At 62.2% G+C, this 19,406-nt stretch carries 17 protein-coding genes; 2 read left to right on the plus strand and 15 right to left on the minus strand.

Annotated elements, in window-relative coordinates; translation table 11 throughout:
- Window positions 1–60: 60 nt before the first annotated feature.
- The 12 genes from F0M17_RS10520 to F0M17_RS10575 form a co-directional block, all read right to left on the minus strand.
- Window positions 61–1,185, minus strand: coding sequence for a winged helix-turn-helix domain-containing protein (locus F0M17_RS10520; protein WP_168202001.1), 1,125 nt, complete (start codon window positions 1,183–1,185; stop codon window positions 61–63).
- Window positions 1,186–1,253: 68 nt separating this feature from the next.
- Window positions 1,254–1,952: a ribosome hibernation-promoting factor, HPF/YfiA family gene (gene hpf / locus F0M17_RS10525; RefSeq protein ID WP_038990704.1), complete on the minus strand. Its 699-nt coding sequence runs from the start codon at window positions 1,950–1,952 to the stop codon at window positions 1,254–1,256.
- A 169-nt stretch (window positions 1,953–2,121) separates the two neighbouring features.
- Complete coding sequence (locus tag F0M17_RS10530) at window positions 2,122–2,910, minus strand: ComF family protein (RefSeq protein ID WP_083515712.1); 789 nt, start codon at window positions 2,908–2,910, stop codon at window positions 2,122–2,124.
- A 69-nt stretch (window positions 2,911–2,979) separates the two neighbouring features.
- On the minus strand, window positions 2,980–4,683 hold the full coding sequence (locus F0M17_RS10535) for an LpqB family beta-propeller domain-containing protein (RefSeq protein WP_121867038.1): 1,704 nt from the start codon (window positions 4,681–4,683) through the stop codon (window positions 2,980–2,982).
- Window positions 4,683–6,503 (minus strand): MtrAB system histidine kinase MtrB, encoded by a 1,821-nt coding sequence (mtrB, locus tag F0M17_RS10540; RefSeq protein WP_149597087.1) that lies wholly within the window; start codon window positions 6,501–6,503, stop codon window positions 4,683–4,685. The genes F0M17_RS10535 and mtrB overlap by 1 nt, the downstream gene beginning before the upstream one ends.
- Window positions 6,500–7,180 carry an MtrAB system response regulator MtrA gene (gene mtrA / locus F0M17_RS10545; protein WP_038990547.1) on the minus strand — a complete coding sequence of 227 codons (681 nt, stop codon included), beginning with the start codon at window positions 7,178–7,180 and terminating at the stop codon, window positions 6,500–6,502. The genes mtrB and mtrA overlap by 4 nt, the downstream gene beginning before the upstream one ends.
- 136 nt (window positions 7,181–7,316) lie before the next feature.
- On the minus strand, window positions 7,317–8,381 hold the full coding sequence (locus F0M17_RS10550) for a hypothetical protein (RefSeq protein WP_149597088.1): 1,065 nt from the start codon (window positions 8,379–8,381) through the stop codon (window positions 7,317–7,319).
- A complete protein-coding gene (locus F0M17_RS10555) occupies window positions 8,374–8,745 on the minus strand; it encodes a chorismate mutase (RefSeq protein WP_149597089.1) in 372 nt (123 codons plus the stop codon). Before F0M17_RS10555 ends, F0M17_RS10550 begins: the two co-directional genes overlap by 8 nt.
- Window positions 8,746–8,853: 108 nt before the next feature.
- A complete protein-coding gene (locus F0M17_RS10560; protein WP_073705997.1) occupies window positions 8,854–10,548 on the minus strand; it encodes an ABC transporter ATP-binding protein in 1,695 nt (564 codons plus the stop codon).
- Entirely contained in the window at window positions 10,545–11,531 is a 987-nt protein-coding gene (locus tag F0M17_RS10565; protein WP_038990550.1) for an ABC transporter permease, read from the minus strand. Before F0M17_RS10565 ends, F0M17_RS10560 begins: the two co-directional genes overlap by 4 nt.
- Before the next feature lie 2 nt (window positions 11,532–11,533).
- The gene (locus F0M17_RS10570; protein WP_066144207.1) at window positions 11,534–12,625 is read right to left on the minus strand and encodes an ABC transporter permease; all 1,092 of its coding nucleotides are present in this window, start codon (window positions 12,623–12,625) and stop codon (window positions 11,534–11,536) included.
- Between the two features lie 145 nt (window positions 12,626–12,770).
- Window positions 12,771–14,402 carry an ABC transporter substrate-binding protein gene (locus F0M17_RS10575; protein ID WP_149597090.1) on the minus strand — a complete coding sequence of 544 codons (1,632 nt, stop codon included), beginning with the start codon at window positions 14,400–14,402 and terminating at the stop codon, window positions 12,771–12,773.
- 227 nt (window positions 14,403–14,629) lie between these two features.
- Here F0M17_RS10575 and F0M17_RS10580 point away from each other — a divergent pair, with 227 nt between their 5' ends.
- Window positions 14,630–14,989 carry a hypothetical protein gene (locus F0M17_RS10580; protein WP_038990554.1) on the plus strand — a complete coding sequence of 120 codons (360 nt, stop codon included), beginning with the start codon at window positions 14,630–14,632 and terminating at the stop codon, window positions 14,987–14,989.
- A 170-nt stretch (window positions 14,990–15,159) separates the two neighbouring features.
- On the opposite strand, the gene mnmA is transcribed toward F0M17_RS10580, so the two are convergent.
- The 3 genes from mnmA to F0M17_RS10595 are packed head-to-tail and all read right to left on the minus strand — an operon-like array spanning window position 15,160 to window position 18,367.
- On the minus strand, window positions 15,160–16,296 hold the full coding sequence (mnmA, locus tag F0M17_RS10585) for a tRNA 2-thiouridine(34) synthase MnmA (protein ID WP_038990555.1): 1,137 nt from the start codon (window positions 16,294–16,296) through the stop codon (window positions 15,160–15,162).
- Window positions 16,293–17,528 carry a cysteine desulfurase family protein gene (locus tag F0M17_RS10590; protein WP_149597091.1) on the minus strand — a complete coding sequence of 412 codons (1,236 nt, stop codon included), beginning with the start codon at window positions 17,526–17,528 and terminating at the stop codon, window positions 16,293–16,295. Before F0M17_RS10590 ends, mnmA begins: the two co-directional genes overlap by 4 nt.
- Window positions 17,529–17,557: 29 nt before the next feature.
- On the minus strand, window positions 17,558–18,367 hold the full coding sequence (locus F0M17_RS10595; RefSeq protein ID WP_149597092.1) for a hypothetical protein: 810 nt from the start codon (window positions 18,365–18,367) through the stop codon (window positions 17,558–17,560).
- Between the two features lie 112 nt (window positions 18,368–18,479).
- Between F0M17_RS10595 and folP the strand changes: the two genes are divergently transcribed.
- The gene (folP, locus tag F0M17_RS10600; protein ID WP_073705992.1) at window positions 18,480–19,406 is read left to right on the plus strand and encodes a dihydropteroate synthase; all 927 of its coding nucleotides are present in this window, start codon (window positions 18,480–18,482) and stop codon (window positions 19,404–19,406) included.

The raw sequence follows: 19,406 nt of genomic DNA on the forward strand, positions 1-19,406 counted from the left end.
TCTATTTCAATCCCGTTTGCACTGTTCTTATAGCGAACGGCGATCCGGGCAACAGGCCTTTCACAGCCCGATTTTCACTTCTCCAAGATCCAGCCAGCGCGCTAGTCGATCCAGCTCGGCTCGCAATTCAGGTTCGATGCCGGCATCGATGCCCGGTTCGTAGTGCACCTGCTTAGCATGCAGCACCGACTTGGCCCGGTCGGCTTTCAGATCCACTCGACCCACGAATTCTTCGCCGTAGAGCATCGGGAAGACGTAGTAGCCATAGCGGCGCAGCTTTTCCGGCACATAGATTTCGATACGGTACTCGAACCCGAAGAACATTTCCAGCCGGCGGCGGTTGAAAACCATCGAGTCGAAAGGCGAGAGCAAACGCAGGTCGTGATCGACCTTGCGCGGGATCTTGGTCCCGGCCTGCAGGTAGCAGGGCTCGGAGATGCCGGTAACGGCCACTTCTTCGACGTGCCCGTCGTGCGCTTGCCGCGCGAGCTCTTCCTTGGCAGCGCGCATGGGTAGCCGGAAGTATTCTGCGACGCAGTGAGCGGTGGCAATCCCCAGGGCATCCATGGCGCGGGCGACCAAACGGGCGAGGGCTTCCTGCCGGTGCGGCGTATCAACTTCTCCTTGCTCGCCAACGACATCCGCCGCCAGTGCGTAACGGCGTTCGAACTGGGAGTTGCGTCCCAGCGAGAGGATCTTGGCCTGGGCGAAAAGCGATTCGGTGACGAACTTGGTGTCATTCCAGTTCCATCCCCAATGCGATTTTTCCTGGACCGGGGCGACATCCAGCGCGCGGCTGATTTGCCGTGCGCTGGAGCCGGGATTCTCGGACAAATAGTCAAGGACGCGATCCGAGAGCTCCAGCTGTTCTGCGGAGAACCCGTCCGATCGGTCTACCCAGGTACGGCGCTGCCATACGCGCAGGTCTTGAATCAGCTCGGAACTGACCACCGAAGCCTCATGGGCCCAATATTCGGTGATCGGGCTGCGCGGCTTGGCCAACAGCTGATCCAGGATGCCGGTGTCATAAGAGCCGAGCCGGGCGAACATCGGCATGTAGTGGGCCCGGCGAACCACGTTCACCGAGTCAATCTGCAATTGCGCAATGCCACTAATGGCAGTGGCGATTTTCCGTGCGGTGACAGCTTGTTCTTTCCTGCCTTTGGACAGGCCTTGGGCGGCCAACGCGACTCTCCGTGCCTGTGAGAGGCTGAGGTTGCGTTGGCCGCCCATGCTAGTTGCAGTTGCGATGACTAGCCTTCGGCAGCCAGTGCTTTATCACGATAGCCACGAGTTTCCTTGGTGGCTTCTTCGTTGGCGTTCAGCGATGGGTCCAGGGTGATGACACCGTACTGGTACTGGGTACGGCCATAGACCACAGCGTGCTCACCGGTGGCCTCGTCGATGAACAAGTAGAACGGGTGGCCGACCAATTCCATGCGATCCACAGCGTCATCCACGCTCATCACTTCAGCCGGGAAGGACTTGCGGCGGATGACCACTGGCGAGTACTCGGCGTTGGCCTCTGCTTCGGCAGCTTCCGCGGCCTTCTGGGCTTCAATGGTTTCTTCAACCAGCGTCTTGCCGCTGGATGCAGTTGGCAGGCTGCCGGTTGCCTGGTGGACAGCTACAGGAGTGTGGTTGCCACGGTGGACCTTGCGCTTGTCACGGGCCTTGCGCAGGCGTTCAAGCAGTTTGGCGAACGCGATGTCGAAAGCCGCGAACTTGTCTGCACCACGAGCCTCGGCTCGAATTGCTGGACCACGGCCAACAACGGTCAACTCAACGGACAGTGCAGTGCTCTGATCACGAGCATGTGCTTCTTTGAGGACCTTGACGTCGATGCGCTGCACTTTCGTGGCCAGCTGGTCGACCTTGGTGATTTTCTCATCAACATACTCACGGAAACGATCCGAAATGGTGATGTTTCGTCCGCTGTAGTTCAGCTCCATGGTGTCCTCCAATAGAGAGTCGGGTGACACAACAGTCCGAAAGATCCATCCTTCCGGACTGAAGATGGGCTTTTCGCTGCATCTGTGATGCAACCCATACTTCACCTTATGCCACCGTGGCCAAGATTCAAGTATCCAGGCCCACAAATTCCGATCGCGTTTAGCGTAATCACTGTTCAGGGCCGGTATTGGGCGGTTTCGTCAATGCCAGAACGACGGCGCAGGTGACGTCATATCCTGCCTCATGGCAGGCCATGGCCGCGTGCCGCAAGGTAGAACCGGTGGTGAGCACGTCGTCGACCAGGATAACCGGCTGGCCTATGGTGCTGGCACGCTCGGCAACGAAGTGGGTTTGGCCGCCGCGCCGGTCTGAGCCGCTCTTGGTTTTCTGCGCACCTCCCAGCGCGGAACCCAGACGGTAGTGAAGCAGCGAACGGCACTGGAGAGCTGCCGAGAGCAGCCCCCGAGCTTGTCCGTGCTCCAGCATGGTCATCACCGGCGAGTATCCTCGCTGCGCCGTGGCTTTGAGGGAACTGGGCACCGGCACCACCAGAGTAGGAAGGTTCTGACGTTGCGGGATGCACCCCGCGTTCAGCGCGGCAGCCAGATACGGGGCGAAGACGGCGCCCAGGAAGTAGCGCTGCTTGTTCTTGTAGGCCAGTAATCCGCGAGCCAGCGCCTTGCCGTAGGTGCCGCAAGACGTCACTGGGAGCTGCAGCCCGAGCGCCGGAAGCTCGACGTAGAGATGCTGGTTGTCGGGCAATGGCGGCAGGCTCAGCTGGCGTTGGATCTCGCTGCGGCATTCGGGGCAAAGCCGAAAATCTGCTCGGCCGCAGACCGCGCAACTGGCGGGCAGCAGGAAGTTGGCAAGTTCCCTGGTGCCGAATCCCAGCCAGCGCAGGGATCGGCTGCAGCACAGCTCATCAAGGAAGCGCAAATACTCCTGGGGAATCTCCATGCGGCCAGAATGGCGGATGATCCGACTGGGCCGGACTAGCCGCCGGCGAACTGTGGAACCGGCCCCGGCTTAACCTGGATAGGCGACATCCTGGGCGAAATCGTCAAGCTCATGCCATGAGTTTCCGACCCGGGTATACAGCTTTTCATTGGTCTCGGCATATACCTCGCGCCGATTGCCGACCCCGGTAGCGATGCCGACCATGCCCAGCAGCAGCTGCAGGTGCTCGCTGCCGCCTTCAAAGGTAATCTGGGCCGCTTCAACGGCTTCGTCATCACCGAGCTCGGCAACGATGATGGAGCTGTCGGAATCCCATAATGCGGTGTTAACCGGTACTTCTGGATAGATCTTCATTGGCGAATCCGTGAGTCCGCGTGGAACGCCTTCAGCATCGCGAATCACTCCGGCGACGTAGACCGAAGTGCTGTTGCCCTCGGTGGCCACGATCAGGGCCCGCGCGCCGTCGCGGGAAATCCGCAGTGAATCGATCTGGGCGCCTTCCAGCCAGGCCACGTCGATGGGACGGGCCTCGCCCTTCATTTCGGTGTCGGCAGGGACCGCCCTGATCGGTGTGGATGCCCCGTTATCCGCGGTCCAGGTCCAGCCGGCCAGATCCATTGACGGCTGGATCAGCTCCTGGCCTTCCAGCGAAAGCCGCAGCTGGCCGCTGTCGTCGATGCCCCACAGCTGGGTGCGGCGGCCATTGAGGAAGGCATAGCGATTGCCGACCGGGGACATGGCCGGGTCGCGCGGGTCGTAGACGGAAATATCCGGCACCCCGCCCACCGGGATGATCGACAGCCCCTTGACGTAGACCAGGTACTGGTCCGAAATGCCGATCAATGTATCCTGCGTGCTGGGGTTGACCTTCGCCGGCTCGATATTCGTGTCCTCGGTGGACAGGTTGACTTCGTTTTCCTCGCGAAGCAGCTTGACCGAGTCCACCGAGGCAAGGCCGGTCAGCGTGGTTTCCAGCTGCTGGCGCATCAGCAGGATGCTCCGGTCGGTGGCTTCCGCGAAGGTATTGGAATTCAAGTCGATGGTGGCTTCGCCATCGCGCACCGGCACCGCGGAACGCACCAGCTCGCTGGCCGTTGAAAAAGCGGAGATGACGGCATTTTGCAGGTACGGCGCCGGGCCGTCCAGCAAGGCCTCCACCATCGAGGTGGTGGTGCCCGAACCCGAGGTGAACCAGCGGATGTCGGGTACCAGGTAGGCGAAGCTCGCGTCGTAGAAGTACAGGGTCTGCGCCGCGAAGATCTTGGTGAACGTCGAGGCTTCGAGCATCGTGCCGTCCGGAGCCTTGGTGATGCGCCATTCATTGTCCACCTTGGCGACCTCGATATCCACGGCGCGGGTGGAATGATCCGGGTAGTTGGTGCGCACGCCATGCTCATCGACTTCGCCGGTGATTTCGAGCTGAACCGTGTACTGGTTCGCATCCGCGCCGTTGACCACGTTGAAGGCATCGTAGATCAGCGTCTGCGTGTCGCCACGCCAGGTGTTGCTCAGCTGCGCGTCCATGAATTCGCGGGCGACCGCGTAGTCCTCGGATACCGAGCGGCCTGCCTCGACGAAACCTTCGACGATGGCCCGCGCGTCAGCACCTGCTGCAGGCCCCTCCGCCGCGTAGCTGTAGCTTTCGGCGCCGCTGGCATCGGTCTCGGCCTCGATCTGCTGGACAGTGGAAGTCCTGGGAATCGAAGCGCAGCCCGAGAGCGCGAGCGCCGCTGAGAGAATGATGGCGAGGCTGGAAAAGATTCTCTTCCTCATCAGTTCTCTCCTTCCTTCTTCTGTTCGCTGCTGCCCAGGGTCGGATCGGTGACATCATCATGCAGCGGTTCCTCATCCATATCCGGATCGAGAACCAGCGGGGTATACCCGATCTTCGGCACCTCGCCGGTCAGCGGGAAGCTGTCCCCCAGTATGACGCTAGCCAGGCTCTCCGGAACTGGCGGTTCCAATGGAAGCGGCGACGACACGATTTCCAGGCCTTCGCTGCGCGGCAAGGTCAGGCGGAACACCGATCCGATGCCCGGCTTGCCCCATGCTTCCAGCCGGCCGTCGTGCAACCGGGTGTCTTCCATGGAGATGGACAGGCCGAGGCCGGAGCCTCCGGTCGTCCGTGCACGGGCGGGGTCGGCACGCCAGAATCGGTCGAAGACATGGTTGCATGCTTCCTCGGTCATGCCGATGCCGTAGTCCCGCACGGTGACCGCTACCGCGTTCTGGTTGGATCCGATGGTGATGTCGATCGGCTTGCTTTCGCCATGCTCCACCGCGTTGAGCACCAGGTTGCGGATGACGCGTTCGACCCGGCGCGGATCAACCTCTGCGACGCAGCCTCCGCTCGGCGCGTTCAGGCGGATGAGCGAACCGTATTCATCGGCTACCGGGGTGGCGATGTCAATGACCTTGCGGGCAATGACGTTCAAGTCGGTGGATTCGCGGTCAAGCACCGCAACACCGGCATCGAAGCGGGATACTTCCAGCAGGTCGTTGAGCAGGTGCTGGAAACGCTCGATTTGGTTGTACATCAGTTCAGCCGAGCGCGCGGTCAGCGGATCGAAGTCTTCGCGGGCATCGTGGATCACTTCGGCCGCCATGCGCACGGTGGTCAGCGGGGTGCGCAGTTCATGCGAGACGTCGGAGACGAAGCGCTGCTGCATGGCCGAGAGATTATTCAGCGCCGTGATCTGCTCTTGCAGCGAGTGCGCCATGTGGTTGAAGGCAGTACCCAATCGGGCCACCTCGTCCTTGCCTGCGACCTTCATTCGCCGGTCCAGATCACCGGAGGCAATCCTCTCCGAAACGTAGGCGGCATCGGCCACCGGGCGGACCACTGTGCGGGCCACCGACCACGCGACGAAGCCTACGACAGCCAGCAGGATGAGGCCGGTGAAAGCCATTGCGCGGTTGATGAATTCGAGGGTGTCCTGCACGCTGGACAGGTCATAGACCAGGTACAAACCGTATTCGCGGCCAGGCGGAATCAGGACTTTGGTGCCGACAATGAGTCCGGGCTTGGTTGCGTTATCGGCCCCCAGTTCAATGGAACGCCAATAGATGCCTTGCTCCCCTGCAACCCGCTCCGCGAGATCGCCGGGGATCACACGGGTGGTCAGCGAACCGGAAGCCATCGGACCGACATAAAGGCTTTGGTCGCCGGCAATGGGCATCAGCACGAAATCGCGCACCACGGTTGCGCCATCGCCTTCCAGCGAAGCCAGGGTGGAATTCACCAGGGCCTGGGTGGAGGCGCGGTCGGTGGTGGATGCCGATTCAAGAATCGAGCGCGCCTGGGTCAAGCCGCGCTCGGATTCCTTGGATATCTGGTTGACGCGCTCCTCGTAGAGCGTGGACGCGATCTGGTTGGAGAGGAAGGCGCCTGCCGCAACCAGGGCCAAAGCGGTGAAAAGCAGCGTCGATATGACGGTGCGGAACAGCAGGTGGCGTTGCCAGCGCAGCTTGGCCGTGTGCCACGGGCGCTTGATCCACTGCTCGATATTGCTCCACCGCGCGGGCTTGGACTGCGAATGGACATGCACATCGACCGGAACCAACTCTGTACCGGCCGACGTGTGCGAACTCAACTTGCCGAACCAGCCTTGTATCCGACACCGCGAACGGTCTGGATGATCTGCGGCTTCTCCGGATCGATTTCAATCTTCGAGCGCAGGCGCTGCACGTGGACGTTAACCAGGCGGGTATCTGCCGCATGGCGGTAGCCCCAGACCGCTTCCAACAGCTGCTCGCGGCTGAAGACCTGCCAAGGCTTTCGGGCCATGGTCACCAGGAGATCGAATTCCAGCGGAGTCAGCGAAACAACATCGGATCCGCGGGTCACGCGGTGGCCGGCGACATCGATGGATACTTCGCCAACTTGCAAAGTCTCTGCGGCGTGGGTTTCGCTCGGACGCAGGCGTGCACGCACGCGGGCTACCAGTTCAGCTGGCTTGAAAGGCTTGGGCACGTAGTCGTCGGCACCGGATTCCAGGCCGCGGACCACGTCGGCAGTGTCCGACTTGGCGGTGAGCATTACGACGGGAACGTCGGATTCGGCACGGATCTGCTTGCAGACCTCGATGCCGTCGATGCCTGGCAGCATCAGGTCAAGGAGCACCAAGTCCGGATTGGCTTCGCGGAACGCTTCGAGAGCGCCGGAACCGTCGTAGCAGAACGAGGCATCGAAGCCATCGTTTTGCAGCACAATGCCAATCATTTCCGACAACGCTTCGTCATCGTCAACGACTAAAATCCGGGCCTTCATCCCATGTCCCCCTGAAACCGTAGGTCTGAGGTTTTCCGCCAACTGGCCAAACCGGGTAGATCCGCTACCCCACTATTCCTAAGATACATGATCAACGGCCCTTTTCCGCTGTGACCGGCAGGAATCAGGGCGTTGGCTAGGCATCGACGCGTGTCTGCTCCAACGCTTGGGCATAACTGGCCAGCCGCTGCAGGTTCTCGATGGCCTGGGCCGAGCTGCTGCGGGAGAAATCCCCGCGCGGCATCAGGGTCAGCGCCCCGAGCTGACCCAGTCCCAATCCCAGCTGGCGCCATGGACGCAGGATGGAGTTCACCGCCTCGACAACACCCGGGGCCCGCTCGGAAGGGGCCAGCACCTGCAAGAAGACGCGGTCTCCGCCTTCTACCAGCCCGGCGACCCGTTCCCATTTGCGGTGCGTCAGGCCGGAAGGGTCGATGACCATCGCGCCGGCACCGGCCTGGTGCAGCAGATCGACCCGTTTAATCCAGTGCTCGTCCTGGGTTGGCAGGTTCAGCAGCGAGGCAACCCGCTGGCCTTGGGAATCGCCGCCGAGCACCTTGAGGAACTGCTCATAGGAGCTGCGCACTTCGGCGCGCGGAATCGAGCGCAGGGTCCGGTAGCCGCTGGCGGTGCTGATGGTGCCGTCAAGCACGTCGCCCAGCAGCGGCTCATCAAGCTGGATGGTGAAGTCGGCCAGCGAGGTGATGCGGGCCAGGCGGTCCAGCTGCTCGCGGGCTCCGTGGGCGTAGGACTCGATGACATCGCGCCGGGCCCCGTGATCGCTGATCACGCGCTCCCCGTTGGGCAGGTACAGGCTGGCGGCCAGGGTCCACGGTCCGAGCAGGGTGAGCTTGAGCCGCTGGGCAGGACGGGCTTCGGCGCCCAGAACATCGGCGAGCAGGTTCTCGTCGCTGCGCAGGATGCTGCGCGCCCGGCGGGCATCGATGCCGTCGGTGACGCCGATCCTCCAGCCATGCGGCTGCAAATCGAAGCCGAGGTCTGCCAGCAGCGCGGCGCTGCGGCCTACCGCGTCCGCACCGACACCGCGGTCGGGCAGCTGCGGGAAGACCGCGAGGTTGGGCTCGCCCAACTCGCCGCGCAGCACTTCATGGATGGCCAGCGGGTCGGTGCCCGGGAACTGGCAGAAGGCAGTGGCGTGGACATCGCGGCGTTCAGCGACCTGCAGTTCTTGCTCAGGCATTGTTGTGCGAGTCTGAAATGTTCTGGTGGTGGCGGATGACTTCAGAAATCACGAAATTCAAGAACTTCTCAGCGAATTCCGGGTCAAGATGCGCTTCGTGGGCGAGATCGCGCAGGCGCTCGATCTGCGCCTTCTCGCGATTCGGATCGCTGGGCGGCAGCTGGTGCTTGGCCTTGAGGATTCCGACGCGCTGGGTAGCCTTGAAGCGTTCGGCCAAGAGGAAGACCAGCTGGGCATCGAAGTTGTCGATGCTGCCGCGGATTGCGTACAGCTCTTCGAGGACTTCATTCTTCACCTCGCCCTGCAACGAGCTCGCGTGCGGGTCGAATGACTGGGTGGTCTCAGTGTTCTTCGGCTCGTTCATGGCACCAGTTTACGGGTTCACATGCCGGATTGCGCACAAGGTGACGTGCCCGGACACGGTGCCAATCCGTGTCCGGGGCATGCCCGCGGTTCCTTGATTGCCGGTGGCTCAGGATCCGTTCAGCCGCTCGATCAGCTTGCGGCGCTGGGCTTGCTCGCGCGGGTCCGGCACCGGCAGCGAGGCAATGAGCCGCTGGGTGTACTCGTGCATCGGGTTGGCCAGCACCTTGGATCCCAGCCCTTCTTCCAGCAGGCTGCCGCGGAACAGGACGCCCACCCAGGTCGCCAGCTGGTCGACCACTGCCAGGTCATGCGAGACGAACAGGGCGGCGAAGCCCAGTTCGGCCTGCAATTCGCGGAACAGCTCCAGCACCTTGGCCTGCACCGAAACGTCCAACGCGCTGGTTGGCTCATCGGCGATCAGCAGCTTCGGTTCCAGGGCCAGTGCGCGGGCCAGCGAGGCGCGCTGGCGCTGGCCGCCGGAGAGCTCGTGCGGGTACCGGTTCGCGAATCCGGCCGGCAGCTGCACCGACTCCAGCAGCTCGGCCACCTTGGCACGGGTCTGCGGCGGATTCAGGTCGCGGTGCACTGCCAGCGGCTCGGCAACGCATTCGCCCACGGTCAGATGCGGGTTGAAGCTCGCCGCTGGATCCTGGAACACGAATCCGATCTGCTCGCGCAGCGGCTTGAAGGTGCGTTCCTTGAACTGGGCCATTTCGTAGCCCAGCACCTTCAGCGAGCCGCCGGTGATGCGGTTGAGCCCGGCAATGCTGCGCCCGATGGTGGTCTTGCCCGATCCCGACTCGCCGACCAGGCCGTAGACCTCCCCGGCGTGGATCTTCAGGTCCACCTCGTTGACCGCGGTGAAGCCCGGAGCGCCGAGGCGACCGGGGAAATGCACTTTCAGGCCCGCCGCTTCCACCAGCACTTCAGCATCCTGGTGCGGGCGTTCGGCCAGCCCTTCCGAGGCGCTTTCGCGCCCCAGGTGCGGCACGGCGGCCAGCAGGGACTTGGTGTAGTCCTCCTGCGGGGCTTCGAAGAGCTGGATCACCGGTGCTTGCTCGACGATCTGCCCCTGGTTCATCACGATCACGCGGTCCGCGATATCGGCCACCACGCCCATATTGTGGGTGATGATGACAATCGCGGTGCCCAGCTCGTCACGCAAATCGCGCAGCAGCTGCAGGATTTCGGCCTGAACAGTGACATCCAATGCGGTGGTCGGCTCGTCGGCCACGATCAGCTCCGGCTTCAGGGCCAGCGCCGCGGCGATGACGACGCGCTGCTTCTGCCCGCCGGAGAACTGGTGCGGGTAGTAGTCCACGCGCTGCTCCGGATCCGGGATGCCGACTTGGCGCATCGCCTCGATGGCGCGCGACTTGGCTTCCTTCTTGGAGATCTTATTGTGCGCGCGGATGCCCTCCATGATCTGCCAGCCCACGGTGTACACCGGGTTCAGCGCCGTGGACGGCTCCTGGAAGACCATGGCCACATCACGGCCGCGGGCTTCGCGCAGCTCGTGGCCGCGCAGGGTCAGCATGTTCTTGCCCTTGAGGTAGACGCCGCCACGCGAGGCGCCGTTCTCGGCAAGGATGCCCAAGGCGGTGCGTGCGGTGACGGACTTCCCGGAACCGGATTCGCCCACGATAGCCAGGATCTCGCCGGTCTTGACCTGCAGGTCGACACCGCGCACCGCTGGCACGGCGCCCGCGTCGGTGACGAAATCGATGTTCAGATCCTCGACGCGCAGCACCTCCGGGGTGCCGGCGTTGGCCTCTGGATTGAGGACAGGACTATTGGTCATTTGCTTGCTCCTACCTGTCCGGACTGGGTGATGCGCTTGGCCTTCTTGCGGCTGAAGCGGCGCAGGCGCGGGTCATTGAGGTCATTCATGGACTCGCCCACCAGGGTCAGGCCCATGACGGTGAGCACGATGGCCAAGCCCGGGAACAGGCCGGTCCACCAGATGCCGCTGGTCGCATCGGACATTGCGCGGTTCAGGTCGTAGCCCCATTCCGACGCGCTGGTCGGCTCGATGCCGAAGCCCAGGAAGCCCAAGCCGGCCAGGGTCAGCAGCGCCTCGGTCGCGTTGAGCGTGAAGATCAGCGGCAGGGTGCGGGTGGCGTTGCGCAGCAGGTGGGCGAACATCACCCGCCATGGGCTGGCGCCGATCACCTGGGCGGATTCCACGAACGGCTCCGCCTTCAGGCGCATCACCTCGGCGCGGACCACGCGGAAGTATTGCGGGATGAACACCACGGTGATGGAAATGGCGGCCGCCATGACGCCGCCGAAGAGCGAGGACTGGCCCTGCGAGATCACGATGGACATCACGATGGCCAGCAGCAGGGACGGGAAGGCGTAGATCGCGTCGGACAGCACCACGGCGATGCGGTCGAACCAGCCGCCGAGGTAGCCGGAGACCAGCCCCAGCAGCACGCCGAGGAACAGGGACATGACCACGGCGGCCAGGATTACCCAGATGGCCGTCTGCGCGCCGAAGAGGGTGCGCGAGAACACGTCGTAGCCGGTGGCGGTGGTGCCCCATATGAATTTGCTGTCCGGGGCAGCTTGGCGCGGGAAGTCGCCCGAGGCGTCCGAGGACTGCGCGAAGTCGAAGGGCGCGATCAGCGGTGCGAACAAGGCGGTGATGATGAACAGCCCGGACAGTATCAGGCCGGCAATCAGCATGCCGCGCTGCAGGCCCGAGGACATGCGCAGGTGGGAAATGACCGGGAGCCGGTCAAGCCAGGATTTGTTCGAGGCGGGCAGGGTTGCTGTGCTCATGATTAGTACCTGACTCTCGGGTCGATCAAGGCGGCCAGCACGTCGACAATGAAGTTGGTAACGGCGACGATGATGGCCAGCAGCACCACGATGCCCTGCACTGCCACGAAGTCGCGGGCGGTGAGGTATTCGGCAAGCTTGAAGCCAAGCCCCGACCATTCGAAGGTGGTCTCGGTGAGCACCGCGCCGCCGAGCAGCATGGCGATCTGCAGGCCCATGACGGTGATGATCGGGATCAATGCCGGGCGGTAGGCGTGCTTGGTGGTCAGCCGGTATTCGCTGACACCGCGCGAACGGCCGGCTTCGACGTATTCACGGCCCAGCGTGCCAATCGCGTTGGTGCGCACCAGGCGCAGGAACACGCCGCCGGTGAGCAGGCCCAGCGCCAATGCCGGCAGGATCGCATGCTCGGTGACGTTGGCGAATGCTTCCATGTTGCCGCTGCGCAGCGCGTCCAGCCAGTAGATGCCGCTGGGGCTCTGCAATCCGGTGAGCTCGAGTTCGGTCTGCCAGTCGGCACGTCCGCTGATGGGCAGCCAGCCGAGCCACACGCCGAAAACCAGCTTGAGCAGCAGGCCGGCGAAGAAGACCGGGGTGGCGTAGGAGAGGATGGCCAGGATGCGCAGCACGGCATCGGGGTAGCGGTCGCGGAACTTTGCGGCGACCAGGCCCAGCGGGATGCCGACCAGCAGCGCGACGATCACCGCATTGATGGCCAGTTCCAAGGTGGCTGCGCCGTAGGTGGCCAGCACTTCGGTGACCGCGCGGTTATCGCTCATGGTGCGGCCCAGGTCTCCGGTGACGATCTGGCCCAGGTACTCGAAGTACTGGATCAGGATCGGCCGGTCATAGCCGGCTTCGTGGATGCGCTGGGCCAGCTGGTCCGGTGTGAGCCGTCCGCCCAGGGCCGCGGTGATCGGGTCGCCGGTCACGCGCATCAGGAAGAACACCACTGTGATGAGGATGAAGACAGTGGGAATGATCAGCAAGAATCGGGTAATCAGGTAGCGGAGGAATCCCCCGCCCTTCTGCTTTGCTGGTTTGGGTGTTGCTAGCGGGCTTGCTTCTTGGCCCGGCGGCGACGTGATAGTCATCGTCTGTCCTTTTGGTTCAGGATGCATGGCGATGCGCCGTGGAGAGTTGCCGTTGACGGCGCATGCCAAGGGGATCCACCGCGTGCGCCAATGCTGGCGCGTGGCGGATCCCCTCAGGTTTGCTGTCTGCGAGGCTGGAGCGGAATTACTTGCTCAGCACACCGAGACGGAACTTGAACGAAGCGTCCAGGGTCTTGTCGACGTTCTTGACGTCCTTGCCTGCAATGGCCACCTGGGCACCTTGCAGCAGCGGCAGCGTGGACAGATCCTCGGCGACCATTGTCTGCAGTTCTTCGATGGCCTTGGTGCGCTCGGCAGCGTCGGTCATGCCGCGCTGCTCGGAGATCAGCTTGTCGACCTCGGGATTGTCGTAGTTGTTCGACAGGAAGTTGTCCTTGGCGAAGAACGGCGACAGGTAGTTGTCGGCGTCCGAGTAGTCAGGGAACCAGCCCAGCTGGTAGGCAGGGTAATCCGAGACGCGCTGCTTCTGGTAGGTCACCCATTCGGTGGACTTCAGGTCGACGTCGAACAGGCCATCGGCTTCCAGTTGCTTCTCAACCAGTGCGTATTCGTCACCGGAGTTCGGGCCGTAGTGGTCCGGGTTGTACTGCAGTGCGAGCTTGACCGGAGTCTCGACGCCGGCATCCTCCAGTACCTTCTTGGCCTTGGCGGCATCCGGCTTTCCGTCGGTGCCGTACAGGTCCTTCAGCGGCTCAATCGCACCGGTGAAGCCCTGCGGCACGTAGGAGTAGGCCGGGGTGTAGGTGTCCTTGTAGACGTTCTTCGCGATGGCTTCGCGGTCCACGAGGTGCGCGGCGGCCTGGCGCACGGCCAGCGACTTCGTTTCATCAGCGTCATCGGTCTTGGCGCCGTACGGCATGGAATCGAAGTTGAAGACGATGTAGCGCAGCTCGCCGCCTGGGCCCTTGTGAACCACGAGGTTCTCATCCTTGCCCAGGTCCTCGATGTCGGTTGGAGTCAGCGAACGCCATGCGACGTCGATCTTGCCTTCCTGGACTTCGAGCTTCAGGTTGTTGGCGTCGGCGTAGTACTTGATCGCCGCCTTGTCATTGGCAGCTGGGCCCAGCACGCCCTGGTAGGACTCGTTGGCGCTGAACGAGATCAGGTTGTTCTTGTTGTACGAATCAATGACGTACTGGCCGCCGAAGGCCTTGGCCTCAACGATCTCCTGGTCGTCCATGACCTTGTCCGCGGAGAACACTTCGTCATCAACGATCGGGCCGACCGGAGAGGTCAGCACCTGCGGGAAGGTCTGGTCGTTGGCGACCTTCAGCTTGAAGACCACGGTGGTGGCATCTGGCGCTTCGATGGACTCGACGTTGCCAAGCAGCGAGGAAGGACCGTTGGGGTCCGCGATCTTCAGCTGGCGGTCGAAGGTGAACTTGACGTCCTTGGAGTCTAGGTCGTGGCCGTTGGCCCACTTCAAGCCCGACTTCAGCTTGACCGTGTATTCGGTCGGGGTGGTGAACTCTGCGGACTCGGCAAGGCTCATCGATGGGTCCGGGCTGCCCGGCTCGGAGTTGAGCAGGAAGGGGTAGATCTGGTTCATGACCATGAACGAACCGTTGTCGTAGGATCCAGCAGGGTCCAGAGAGGTCACTTTGTCAGTGGTGCCCAGGGTGATCGGGGCGCTGGCATCGCCATTGCCGCCGCCGTCATTGCCACTGTCTGCAGCTTGGGTGCAGCCGGTCAGAGCCAGGGCAGAGATACCCACAACGGCTGCTGCGAGTCGCAGTCCGTTCTTCTTGCGAGTCATGAGTCATCCTTCGTCTAGATACATGCATGCACTGTGATGATTAGCACATGCTTCACATAGCCTATGTGATGCAGGGCACGAAATACGAATGGAAGAGGTGGAAATTTGCAAAAGCGCGGTCTCAACGCCCGCTTTTTGCGCTTCAGCCCATAGCCACGCTAACTCACCGTTGCGATGGGCTGGCATGGTTTTCGGGGCGTTCGCCCGGTGGCATAAGCTAGATATCAATGATGACTCGTAGAGACGCGGCAATCGCGTTGGATATCCCAGTAGAAATGGCCAAGAAGCACGGCATCCCGTCGAAGTTGAGCGAAGCCGAGTTTCGTGAACTGAATTCGAACCCGCCTGCATGGCTGGCCCAGTCGCGTGCGAATCGCACCGGCAAACGGCCCGTGTGGATTCACCTGGTCTGCGAAGTCTGCGGCTTCAGCGAATACGAGCGTCCCAAGAAGTGGTGGCCTGCCTTCGATTTCGTGCACTGCCACACGCACTCCCCGGCGCAGCTGCCAAAGCTGGAAAAAGGCAAGACCCGCGTGGAGTACCAGGATATTTCGGCCCATATGTTCGGCATTGTCGACGAGGACTAGAAGCTGTCTCGATCCGTTTCAATTGGCTCGCCCGGCTGCTCGGACATTCCGCGAGCGGGGCAACAACCCATCTTTTGCCCTTTGGCGAAGCTAAAGAGCCTATGACGCAAAGAAGCCCTTGGTTCCATTCTCTTTCGAATGGAACCAAGGGCTTCTTTGCGTCGGCATAATCAGTTGACCTTGCTGGAGTCCCAGGCGCTGGAACGGGCAGAATCGATGGTTGCCTGGCCCAGCACCCGGCTGCCCTGGTAAACGACCATGGTCTGGCCCGGCGCGACTCCGCGCATGCCTTCAGGGAGATTGACTACCAGCTCGTCGCGGCCCTCATCGGAGCGCTCCATGTGAGCCACAGCAGCCACCGGATCGCCGTGCGCACGCACCTGCACCATGCAATCGAAGGTGTCTCCGCTGAAGACTTCAGCGATTGGCACGCCCGCCCAGGAAATGCGGATACCGCGCAACTGGTCCACGGCCAGCAGAGCCTCCGGACCGACGATCACCTTGTTCTCCTTCGGACGGATTTCCAGCACGAAACGCGGTTTTCCATCGGCAGCCGGACGGCCCAGGCGAAGGCCCTTGCGCTGGCCAACAGTGAAGGCCTGCGCGCCTTCGTGCTCGCCAAGCTGGTTGCCCTCGTGGTCGACAATCTCCCCTGGCTTCATCTCAATGCGTTCAGCCAGCCATCCGCGGGTATCCCCATCAGGGATGAAGCAGATGTCGTAGCTGTCGGGCTTGTTCGCGACCGTCAGGCCACGCGCGGCGGCTTCGGCACGGACTTCCGCTTTGGAGGGGGTCTCGGCCAGCGGGAACATGCAGTGCTCCAGCTGCTCGTGGGTCAGCACGCCCAAGACGTAGGACTGGTCCTTGGCCCAGTCCGCGGCGCGGTGCAGCTCCGGGTTGCCCTGCTCGTCGCGCAGCACCTTGGCGTAGTGACCGGTGCAGACCGCATCAAAGCCCAGGGCCAGGGCCTTCTCGAGCAAGGCGGCGAACTTGATCTTCTCATTGCAGCGCATGCACGGGTTCGGGGTGCGGCCGGCCTCGTATTCGGATACGAAGTCATCCACCACGTCCTCGGCGAAGCGGTCAGAGAAATCCCAAACGTAGTACGGGATGCCCAGCTTGTCGCAGGCACGCCAAGCGTCGTTGGAGTCTTCCAAGGTGCAGCAACCGCGCGAACCGGTCCGCAGGGTCCCTGGCATGCGGGACAGGGCCAGGTGCACGCCGACCACATCGTGGCCGGCTTCAACTGCGCGGGCGGCGGCGACCGCCGAGTCCACGCCTCCGGACATCGCTGCTAGTACTTTCATCGTGTAAAACCTGTTCCTGCCGTGTGGATGCTGCTTTCATCGGCTGCCATGCCAGCCTTCTTTGCCTGGGCATATGCTTGCGGCAAAGCCTCTAGTAATGCGTCAACGTCGGCGCGCGTGGATGTATGCCCCAATGTGAAGCGTTGCACACTGCGCGCGGTGCGCGCATCGCGTCCCATAGCCAGCAAAACATGCGAAGGCTGCGGAACGCCAGCGGTGCAGGCCGAACCAGTGGATGAGGCAATGCCCACCATATCCAAGCCGAAGAGCAGGGAATCGCCTTCGCATTCGGGGAAAGTGAAGTGCAGATTGCCGGGCAACCGCTTGCCTTCGTTGGCCTGGTCCCGTGGACCGTTCAGCACGGCTTCTGGAATTAAGCCGCTGATCTTCTCGACAGCGTATTCGCGCAGTTCGCTCAGCCGCGCGGCTTCCTGCTGCAATTCGGCACGCACCGCAGTAGCCGCAGCGGCGAAGCCGGCCGCGTGGGCGGCGTTCAGGGTGCCCGAACGCAGCTTGCGTTCATGTCCGCCGCCGTGCTGCACAGGGGTGAGCACGACATCCCTGCGAACCAGCAGTCCGCCGATACCTACCGGGCCTCCGATCTTATGCGCGCTGATCGCCATGGTGGCCAAATTCGAGGAGGCGAAGTCGACCTCCACCGCTCCGAAGGCCTGGACCGCATCCGAGTGCACAGGGATCCCGTGGCGGCCAGCCAAGGCGGCGAATTCACGAACTGGCTGCACGGTGCCGACCTCATTGTTGGCCCACATCAAGGTCGCCAAGGCAATGCGCTGGTGGTGCTCTGCAAAAAGCTTCTCTGCCGCATCGAGATCAACTACGCCGTCCCCGTCAACGGCCAGCCACAGCAAGGTGGCATTCTCGTGGTCCTGCAACCAGATTGCCGTATCCAGGATCGCGTGGTGCTCGATGCCGGTGAGCACGATGGCGCGCGCCTGCGCATTGGCCGCTACGCGGTTCCAGAAAAGGCCCTTCAGCGCCAAATTATCCGATTCGGTTCCGCCTGATGTGAAGATCAATTCGCTGGAGTGCGCTCCGGAAGCCTCGGCAATTGCCTGGCGGGCATCATCCACCGTACGGTTGGCACGACGTCCTGCCGTGTGCAAGGACGACGGGTTTCCCGTGCGGGAATATTGCTCGGTGATCGCAGCGAGAGCTGCTGGATTCAGATCGGTGGTTGCCGCGTGATCCAGGTATACGGCGGAAGTATTCATAACTCTTCAATGGTACGGGGTTTGGTGCCCTAGTTAGAATGGCCAATCCGTGTGAATTGGCCGACCTCAATGGCTTCCAGCAGCGGATTATTCAGGATCGATTCGATCAATGACGCTGGTCCGCCCAGAATAGTGCAGTCATCGAAGGGTTCGGTTGACAGCATCCACGAGTGGTCTGCTGCAAAGGCCAAGGCAGGGCGCTGGCGCTGGGCACCGTCGGCAGTTATTGCCCATTCGGGTCGCGCCAGGAACTCGGCGTCGGCTTCGAACAGGTGGTAGTTCCGGTATCCGCCACCCAGCTCCAGCAGGTCCGCGTGGATGACCTCGGGGCCAAAGGCCGGCTTCTGCGCTTCGGCGAGCGCCAGTTCGTACTCCCTTTGGTTCTCTTCATCGTTCAAAGCAGGATCCGGTTCGCGCTCAATCTGGATTCGATCACCGCCTTCGATAAAGGCATAGCCTGCCCACAAGCCCACCACGAACTTCTGGTCCTGCGGGGAAGCCGCGACAAGTTCTGCGGCCAGGGCACGCCATTGGGATTCCGGGAGCTGGTCAAGGGGCAGATCGGAATCCACCCAGGCATCCTCTGTTTCAGGATTGCCTTGCGCGTCCAGTCCGGCCACGGTTTCGAAAAGATCGGCCGCGGTGATGATGTGCTTGCGGCTCTGCGCCACCGTCTCCCAGCGCACTAGTTGGTCATCTTCATCCAGGGCTGGGTGCAAGATGCGAACGTAGCGTTCAAAGCCGTGAGGGATTTGGGCAACAACCGTGCTGGGGTCGGCCGATGCGCAAGCGGACGCGATCCATTGCCCGTGATCTGCGGAGAGGTGGGAAAACTGCATGCTCTAAGCCTAGCGAGATCAGCAGAGGAATTCCGTCTCTCTGCCATAGTCGGTGGTATGAATAGAAGAACAACAGATGACTTGTCGAAACCAGCTAAGGGAGCCTTCCTGCATGTTCAAGCCTGACTTCTTGGTTCCCGTCCATGATTTTTCACAGCGTTCCTTGGATTTCTCAAAGCGGATCGCGGTGATGGCCGTGATCAACCGCACCCCGGATTCTTTCTACGATGCAGGGTCGACCTTTGGCTTGGACGATGCAGTAGCCGCTGCCATGCGTGCGGTTGAGGCGGGCGCAGACTGGGTGGACATCGGCGGGGTGCCCTTCTCCCCTGGCCCCGAGCTTCCGTGGCAGGAGGAGGCGGCGCGAATTGTCCCGGTGATCCGCCAAGTGCGCCAACGCAGTTCGGTGATCATCTCGGCCGACACTTTCCACCCCCAGGTGGCGCAAGCCGCCATTGATGCCGGTGCGGATGTCATCAATGACACCACAGGATTTTCCTACCCGGAATTGGCCCAGGTGGTGGCCAAGAACAATGTGCACGTGGTGATCACCCATTCGCTGGCCAAGCCCCGCACCGTCTATCCGCGCCCGCACTATGACGATGTGGTAGACGAAATCCGCCAGTACCTGGTGGAGAAGGTCCAGGTCGCGTTGGATGCTGGTATCTCGCCAGCGAAGATCATTGTCGATCCGGGCCATGATCTGAACAAGAACACCCGCCACACGCTGGACCTGACCGCCGGTTTCCAGGCCTTTGCTGATTTGGGCTATCCGGCATTGGCTGCAGTTTCGAATAAGGACTTCATTGGCGAGACGCTGAACCTGCCGAAGGCCGAGCGCATGGTCGGATCTATGGTGGCAGCAACAATCTGCGCCATGAATGGCGCCCGGATTCTGCGGATGCACAACATTCCTGAATCGGTGCAGACTGTACGCCTGCTAGAAGCAGCTCAGGGTTGGCGGGAACCTGCCTACCAGATTCACAACATGGGGGATGTCAATCCTCCTGCGCACCCAGAACGCGAAGCCAGTAAGTAA

The sequence above is a fragment of the Glutamicibacter sp. ZJUTW genome, assembly GCF_008370855.1.
GTDB classification, from domain to species: Bacteria; Actinomycetota; Actinomycetes; order Actinomycetales; family Micrococcaceae; genus Glutamicibacter; species Glutamicibacter nicotianae.